The 8,865-nt window shown below is 42.5% G+C and carries 6 protein-coding genes; 2 read left to right on the plus strand and 4 right to left on the minus strand.

Annotated elements, in window-relative coordinates:
• The 4 genes from F6K37_RS25025 to F6K37_RS25040 form a co-directional block, all read right to left on the minus strand.
• Positions 1-2,556: Tc toxin subunit A (locus F6K37_RS25025; protein WP_287252879.1), on the minus strand; the 2,556-nt coding region annotated here is incomplete at its 3' end.
• A 287-nt stretch (positions 2,557-2,843) separates the two neighbouring features.
• Complete coding sequence (locus F6K37_RS25030; protein WP_008189723.1) at positions 2,844-3,950, minus strand: substrate-binding domain-containing protein; 1,107 nt, start codon at positions 3,948-3,950, stop codon at positions 2,844-2,846.
• A 288-nt stretch (positions 3,951-4,238) separates the two neighbouring features.
• Entirely contained in the window at positions 4,239-4,964 is a 726-nt protein-coding gene (locus F6K37_RS25035) for a hypothetical protein (protein ID WP_287252881.1), read from the minus strand.
• Between the two features lie 163 nt (positions 4,965-5,127).
• Complete coding sequence (locus tag F6K37_RS25040) at positions 5,128-6,867, minus strand: VWA domain-containing protein (protein ID WP_287252882.1); 1,740 nt, start codon at positions 6,865-6,867, stop codon at positions 5,128-5,130.
• 146 nt (positions 6,868-7,013) lie between these two features.
• On the opposite strand from F6K37_RS25040, the gene F6K37_RS25045 reads away from it, so the two are divergent.
• Positions 7,014-7,841, plus strand: coding sequence for a Uma2 family endonuclease (locus F6K37_RS25045; protein ID WP_008189719.1), 828 nt, complete (start codon positions 7,014-7,016; stop codon positions 7,839-7,841).
• Between the two features lie 144 nt (positions 7,842-7,985).
• The gene (locus F6K37_RS25050) at positions 7,986-8,771 is read left to right on the plus strand and encodes a Uma2 family endonuclease (protein WP_008189717.1); all 786 of its coding nucleotides are present in this window, start codon (positions 7,986-7,988) and stop codon (positions 8,769-8,771) included.
• Positions 8,772-8,865: the final 94 nt, after the last annotated feature.

Here is an 8,865-nt window from a genome sequence, read left to right on the forward strand (position 1 = left end):
TTGCTTTAAGGCTGATAAGATGGCTGTTCTATGGGGATAGAATTGCAACGCCAGGGAAAAATCTTTTAGTGGGAGCTGAGTTAGTTTAAGGTTATCGACAAAATGCCCGTTTTCATCGATATAGTCGTTAAACTTGAGATTTTCAATCAAATCATCCACTTCGAGCTCGGTTAGTCCTAACTCAGAAAATATCCCTTTGTTAACCGCAATCTTGTGTAGTTTTATCTCCTGACTCCGCTTAGACAGAATCTCGAATACATCTTTTGACTGGGTACCGATATTGGCATTAACTTCAAAATTATCTTCATTATCAGAATCCTCGAAGAATGACTTTTCAACTAGGGCACCTTGATCATCGATATAACCGTTAAAAATTAGATTATGGTAGAGCTCTCTAGATTCAAATTCTTGTAAGCCCAAGGGTTTGAGATCAGAAGGATAAATAGAAACATCATCATGGTCTTGATGGAGCTTGCTAATTTGATTGAACAGCTCAGACCGAATCGGGGTAAAATCTGTATCAATGTGGAATTTACTTACATCGGTAGTGAGTTTGTCTTCAATCAGCCTGCCTTGAGTATTCAAGTGACCTTTATGAATCAAATTGTCATAGATTTTATCGGCTATTTTTTCCCCAATCCCCAAGCCTAAGAAATCTTTCTCGGTAATGGTGTCAATTTGATTAACAGCGTCGTAGGCTGCTTTTTTGACAAGATTAGCCTCAAAGGAAATCAGCCTAGGCTCTTTCTTAGTCAGATGATAGTTGCGATCGCTTAAGGTTTCGTAAACCAGCCGTGATGTCCGGCTGTCGAGCCCAGCTTCTTTTAGTAATGACTCTTTAAAATGTAAGGGTTTAAAAGCTTGATGCCAACTATTGAATAACGCCAGTTGCTCTTGGTCGTCAATCTCCTTTTGGGTTTTGACTTTCTTAACCGGCATGGTGTCATCAATTTTATTCAAGTCGATTTTATCGACATAAGCACCACTGGTTATTTTTAACAAGTCATGGGCAGAAAAGTCGTTCTTTTGCATCCATTGGGTCAATCCATAAACCACTTGAATCAACCACATGGAGTCTTGAACATTATCGTTGGAGATGATTTGATAACAATCCCGCTGATCTATCTTAAAATCTATTAAAACGTTGCAATTTTTAAATTGACGAACAGCGGGGTCTTTTTCTAAAATATCGAAAATAATAAATAGCTCTTCCAGGGAAATCTCACAGATATTGGCTAGCTTACTCACACGGTAGAAAGTGGTAAGCATTGATATTTCTTTATTCGCAGTGTTCCAAAGCTTATCATTATCAAAATGACTACGAAACTTTTTAATCAAGTAGGTCAGTTGCTTGGTAGGTAAATCCAAAGCGTGAGCAACTCTTTTTCGATAACCGTCATTGGATGTATCGAGAATATCTAGTTTGAATTCAATCTTAGAAAGTCCTAGCTCAGAAAAGTGTTGAGGAGTATTGGCGTGATTCCAGATATACTGTTTATCGGCGATGGCACAGGGGTTATTGTAAACGCGGTTAAACAGGTCAATGGGCATCTCCTCATTACCTTGCCCGAGGATATTCATCTGAGCAAAAAAGGCACAAATCTCATCGACTTCCAGTTCCAGCTTAGCCTTTAGCCAGTGAACAACTGCGATACGGGTAAGGGCTTCTGGGTTTAACTGATTGTTACAGCAGGTACGTAGGATAATATCCAGTTCGGTAAACGTGAACCCGGTTTTCTTAGCGAGACGGATGAAGCGGTTGGCACGGTCTAACCAGAATTCAAGCCCTTGAGCCTGTGATGTAGAGCCTTGACTTTGCCACGTAATGCGTTTTTCATCATCAGTTAGAACAGCAGCCCCTATTTGAGGGCCATTACAGAAAAATTTTAATAAATTAGCGTCCTGAAGTTTTTCACTATTTTGATTAAGATTTTGAAATAAAAGTTCTCGAAGTTCTAGTTCACTGATGCCGGTAGCTGTAAGAAACTTATCTACTACTATCTCACCATTGGCTATATCTATAAGGTCAGAGAGTGTAGCAACACCGTAACACTGTGCGATCGCATTGCCTGTTCGGGCGGTTTCGATCAGAGTCGCCCACTCTTGTTCTAAGATCCCTAAATAGGCTTTTGCCAACAGCTCTTGCTGTGGCATCTCATCAAGTAATCTATAAAGTTCTTCAGCTTTTACACCGAGATGCTGCAGATAGACCTTGACTGTGGCGTAGTCAATATCTTGGGGCAGGTTAAAGGGATAAATCGCTTTACGGATCTGTTCAAAAGCCTCACCATTTCCATTGTTCTTGATTTTAGAGGCTAGGATCTCATTGACTCGATCCAGGTAAGGTAGCATCTCAAAGGTATTTTTAGCATCCAGCAGTATTTCCTTGATATCACTGCGACGCTGGTCAAACCCGTGTTCCTTAAACTCATCATCCAACAGTTGTAATAAATCAGCTAAATAAGCAGCAGGAGAATAGACTGAACGGGCTTCATCGCCTTTTTTGAAATCAATTTCGCCAAAAATTCGTTCATAGCTTGGTAATTGTTTAGCCATATTTCCCTCTACTTATTCAGAGCATTTATACCAACTCTGTACTGGTGCGTCTTTCTATACTATTGGACCTGATACAGCTTTAACAGTACCCTTGCGGGTACCTTTTTTGTTAAGAAAGATTAATCGATATAAAGCAAAGGGAGCAGGGAGCAGGGAACAGGGAACAGGGAATAGGGAATAGGGAACAGGGAATAGGGAATAGCGATGCAGCACCTTAATAAGGGAGTTTCGCGACTCCCGACTCCCGACTCCCGACTCCCGACTCCCGACTCCCGACTCCCGACTCCCTACTGCACCCGATTCCACATCCGTTGAATTTCCCCAATCACCTCAGAATTTGGTGGTGCTAAGGTTTTTAAATTAGGGTCAGTTTTTGCACCGGGAATACCTTTTGTCCAAGGACTCCCGGAGACAGATTGCAAATCAATACCCCCAATCACAGGACGAAAACCGTATTGCACAAAGGTTTTTTGTTGTTCTGGAGCAGTTAGGAATTGGAGGAATTTCCGTGCTGCTTTTACCTGTTGCGAGTTCACATCTCTGCGGACAATGGCTGCGGTGGAAACCGTTTCAATGGTGGGATTAAAATAATAAATCTGATAGGGCTTGCTTTGAGTCTGTGCTACCTGTTCCCAACGGTAGAGGGCAATGCTTTCATATACAGTAGCAACATCTGCCTCATTGGGACCACGGGCAATAAACTCTTGCAATAGAGTGTCTGTTGACCGTGGCGGTTGATAGACAGACCGCTTGACTAAACTGAACAGAGATTGAGTTTCCGAGCTATTAAAATTAGTTGGGGATAAGGTTGCGCCCCCAGAATTACTCTGTGTCCAAAGACTTAAGGTCAGTTGTCCGCTATTGGAACGATTAGGATCGGTAGTCACAAAGTCAAAACTCCCCCAGTTAGGATTGCCTCCAATCTCCTGCCAATTGCGCTTTTTCATGGCATTTTCCAGTCTTAACCATTGAAAACGACCATCGGGAAATAGAACTTGTCCCCGTTCTGGCCAAGCAATACCTACTAAGAGGGTTTTGGCAATGGGTTGGGGGTTATCATAAAAGGCTTCACTAGTGTTTTGGGCTTGCCAGCGGACGCTTAACTCATTCAACAAAACCCCATTAGCGGGAATTAAAATTGTGGGTTTAAAATCATTCTTTTCATCGAGATAGCGATTGACTAATTCCTGGGAGCCTTGGAATTTAAATTCGATGTTAATATTAGAATGGGTTTCTTCAAAACGTTGTTCGAGAACAGCGAGGGGTTCTTGCAATTCTGTTCCACTTACCACATAAAGGGTTTGATTTCCCCCTGGTAAAGGAGCGTAGGCAATGCCTAGGGAAACAGCGATAATCCCCAGGGAGGTAATTGTTTTAGTGGTTTTATTATCCATGATTTATAACGATTTGCGACTTTATTGAGTACATATTTCTGGTTTTTTAGGGAACAGGGAATAGGGAACAGAGAAGAGGGAAGAGGGAATAGGGAACAGAGAACAGGGAACAGGGAATAGATCAGTTGGTATTAAACTTAAGTTATTTAAAGCAGTTTGCAATTGGGTATTGAAAACCGCTATAGCTGATAGCTGATAGCTGATAGCTGATAGCTGATAGCTGATAGCTGATAGCTAATAGCTAATAGCTAATAGCTGATAGCTGATAGCTGATAGCTTACTATCAAGTTAAGATAGGAAAAGAGCCATATTGTCTTGAAAACCTGCCAATTCCGTACTGAGGGAGCGCAATTCTTCCACGGCTTGGGTATCTTCTAAATTGCTTGTGCGCAGGCGATTCTGCAACTGTTGTAGAACTCCCGCAGTATCAGTAATCAAAGTAGCTAGAGCAATCACCTGGGCTTGTCTGGCATCTTCCCCTTGTCGGGCAAGGGTAATATTGTGCTTTAAGCTAGTCGCTAATTGCTGTAATTGTTGCCTGGCGACTCCAGAACTATTAGTTTTTTTCGCTTCTACCTCTTGCAACTGCTGCTGTAAATCGGTTACTGAAAGCAGGGAGTCTGTACCATGGAGACGTTGGGAGAATTGGTCAATTTTGCTGGGTAATTCCAAAGCGCGATCGCATGCGAATTGAATAGTAGAAAGTAGCTCCATTTCGGTGGTAGCAAGGGCAAGTTTTTCCGATTCTGAGCGCAGGCTTTCTGCTTTTTGAGCAATCAGTTGAGCCTGTTGTCGTACCTGTTGTAATTCCCTTTCCAAAGCAGGGTTTTGTAGGGTCGGGCGTGGTTGACTTTCCTTTTGCTTAAGAACAGTGGCACTAGCCACCGTGACCACTCCTGCTAGGGGAATAGCAATGGGGCTCGGAAGTCGAGCAACTCGTACTGCGATCGCCAGGACTACACCTCCTGCTAAGACCGCTAGGGGATAATGAAGAGGATTTGCAAAGGTTAACATGGGTTTAGTAATCGGTAATCAGCGACTGATAATTTACTTTAACTATATATGGTTAACTATTTTAATGAGGTACATCTAAATTTTTTTCCCTGTTCCCTGTTCCCTGTTCCCTGTTCCCTAAAACCCAAGAATCTGTACCTCACCCAATTGAAAACTGCTGTACTTAAAACTCAACTTGTAAATCTGCGATTAAATTAGAAATTGTTTCGGGATTGCCCTGACGATAATAGCCCCCATTTAGTTCAGCAATTGTTTGCAGGACTTTAGGACTAAATTCTCCTTGTTTGCCGTAACCGACGGTAAAAAAAGCAATACTTTCCTCCGCTTCAAAGTTACTGCTTTGTAATTGTTTTGAGAGGTTATCGAGAGTAATTTCTGAGCCAGAATCCTGACCATCGGTCAAAATCAACACCGCATTAATCGCGTCTGTTTTAAAATTTTGTTTTAACCAGTTCCGAGCAAAAATAGCACTATCATATAATCGAGTTCCTCCCCCAGCTTTCAGACTACCGATAAATTTTATCCCCTCAGCTTTTCCTTGGGGTGTTCCTTCCACCATAAATGGCTGCTTAATCTCATTACTGAAAGGAATAATGGCAATCTTTTCCCTTGAACCGAGATTCTGCACGTAGTTCAGTAACGTATTCTGCACACCCGAGAGTTTCTCACCTCTCATAGAACCGGAAACATCTACGACTAAAGCAACTTGGGAAGGTTTTTTGGCGTAGCTTTGCCAACTTTGCAACATCGCTTCTACCACTTCCGGTTTAGGAGGACGGTAGGAATCGTATTGAGGATTAGCTTGTACCCCAAATTGAGGGGAAAACTTACTGCCAAGGGGCACCCCTGGAATCCCCGGACGTAAGCCCAAGTCTACCGCAATTTTTTGGGTTTCTGGTTGCCGTAGGAATTCAATAACTTTTTCCCCTGCTGCTTTCTCTTTTTCACTCACCCATGGGGCATTGGGGAGGATGGCGCGGATGTTGGAACTGAAGGTAGCGGAAGGATAAACCGCTTGATAGTTAACCGTATTATTACCTTGGCTGTTGGCAGAAATCACTAAAGATTCATAGACAGAGCCCACAGAAGCCCAAAACGGACCGTTTTTTACCATCGATTTCGCTAAAGATCCGGTGGATTTGCCGTAACGGGTGATTTTGTTTTGGATTTTCTGAACCCGATCTTGGTATTTTTTAACATCGGCTATGGTGAGTTCTTGAGGACGCTTACCGGAAACCGAAGCAAATTGAGCCACTAGGGTTTGCAAGCCAGAATTGGAACGGGTTGGAGCAGTGTGAACGTAAGTTATTGGTAAAGGAGCCGCTTTGGAGTCTAGATCCTGGTGATTTTTCGCCTCTACCAAGGAAACATAGAGATCGTCCACTGCTGCTAAACCTCCGGCTAAATCAGCTTGGGTCATAAAAACCATCGGACTGTAAGCAAGCAGAGGTGATTCAGTTAAATCTGGGATATAGTTCTGTCCTGGAAAAATTTTATTAATCTGGAAGATCAGCTGACTCTGGTAAATTTCCCCATCCACAGAAATTAAAGTAGGAAATTGGGAATCTTCAGGAGCGATCGCACCGGATTGCAATTGTTGCGTAAGATTAAGAACTTCATCGACCACATCCCCACTTCCTTTAGTATCGCAGGTTAGATAAAAGGGAGTACCATCCTCTAGTTTAGGCTGGGAGTTATTGAGTTTGGTCGCAGCGCGATCGCAAAAATCTTTTAAGTCACTCCCTGCCAGAAAGCGAATTTCTAAACCTCGGTTGACTGTTTGGTTGATCGTTTGACTATTCTGACAAGCACCAAGGAGCAAGAGAACAGAAGAGACCGGTACCAAAGATAGTTTCCAAGAGATTGAAGATAAAATCTTGGGGAGATTGCTATAATTAAACATCACACATCCCTTAGTTGTTGAATCTAAGATCAAGCACCAATTAAATAATAACACGTTTGCTTTACAAAAAATCTGTTAAAATGGTAGTTTTTTATAGGGTGTGATAAGATAGAATATGCTTCCAGTATTTGGTGAAAATTTTTCCTATGATTCAGCAAATTACTCCCACCACCGATGATATCTTCTATCCCGAAAGTGACGGGAAACCCATGGCCGACAATACCCTTCAATTTGAACTAATTACCACCATTAAGTATGGCCTGGAAGTCCACTTCAAAGATGAACCCAATGTATTCGTTGCTGGGGATTTGTTGTGGTATCCAATACAAGGACAACCCAAAATCAACCAAGCCCCCGATGTAATGGTAGTTATCGGTAGACCGAAAGGGCATCGGCGTTCTTATAAAACTTGGGTTGAAGATAACCTTAATCCCCAAGTCACCTTTGAGATTGCCTCCGAAACCAATACCATCAAAGAATTAGAAGAAAAGAAACTCAAGTTTTATCAGACCCATGGGGTAGAAGAGTACTATCTCTATGACCCAGATCGGACAAAACTGAAAGGCTGGTTGCGTTCAGGAAAAAAACTAGAACCCATCCCTCAGATGCGAGGTTGGGTGAGTCCCCGTTTAGGAATTACCTTTGAGTTAGTAGCATCTCAATTGGTACTCTATTATCCCAATGGTGAGCCTTTTGCTAGCTATTTGGAAATTAGTGAGCAAAGAGATATGGCTCAACAACAGGCAGAGCTCGAAAGGCTGGCAAAAGAACAAGAACGCCAACGGGCAGAGCAAGCGCAGGAAGCTTTAGAGCAAACGGAGCAAGCTTTAGAGCTTGAAAGGCTGGAAAAACAACAGGCATCACAACGAGCAGAGCAAGCACAGCAAGCTTTAGAGCTTGAACGAACTCGTATGAAAGCATTACTGGAACAATTAAAAGCCAAAGGGATAAATCCCGAGGATTTTAACCTATAATCTCTAGCAATTCTGATCACGAGTGAGATACAAATAATTTTTTCCCTCTTCCCTACTCCATTCCCCCCTTATTAAGGTTCCCCCCTTATTAAGGGGGGCTAGGGGGGATCCTCCCTACTCCCTACAACCCAAACAATTTTTCCTATGGTTCAGCAAATTACTCCCACAACCGATGACATCTTCTATCCCGAAAGTGACGGCAAACCAATGGCCGACAATACCCTTCAATTTGAACTAATTACCACCATTAAGTATGGCCTGGAAGTCCACTTCAAAGATGACCCCAATGTATTCGTTGCTGGGGATTTGTTGTGGTATCCAATACAAGGACAACCCAAAATCAATCAAGCCCCGGATGTGATGGTAGTTATCGGTAGACCCAAAGGGCATCGGCGTTCTTATAAAACCTGGGTTGAAGATAACCTTAATCCCCAAGTCACCTTTGAAATTGCATCATTAACCAACACCATCAAAGAATTAGAAGACGATAAACTCAAGTTTTACCGGACCCATGGAGTAGAAGAGTACTATCTCTATGATCCAAATAGAGCCAAACTAAAAGGCTGGTTGCGTTCAGCCGAAAAACTAGAACCAATCCCTCAGATGCTTGGTTGGGTTAGTCCCCGTTTAGGAATTACCTTTGAGTTAGTAGCATCTCAATTGGTGCTCTATTATCCCAATGGTGAGCCTTTTGCTAGCTATTTGGAAATTAGTGAGCAGAGAGAACAACAACGTCAACGGGCAGAGCAAGCCGAAGAAGCTTTAGAACAAACACAGGAAGCTTTAGAGCTTGAAAGGCTCGAAAAACAACAGGCATCAAAACGAGCAGAGCAAGCACAGCAAGCTTTAGAGCTTGAACGAATTCGCATGAAGGCATTGCTAGAGCAATTAAAAGCCAAAGGGATAAATCCCGAGGATTTTAACCTGTAAGGGATTTGATTGATAAGTTGTTGGTTGCTACTATCTTGTTTCGTCGTAGTTTGTCCCACTGTGGGCAAAGGCATAATTACCCCTACTGAGATCA

The organism is Moorena sp. SIO4E2, from assembly GCF_010671945.1.
Taxonomy (GTDB): domain Bacteria; phylum Cyanobacteriota; class Cyanobacteriia; order Cyanobacteriales; family Coleofasciculaceae; genus Moorena; species Moorena producens.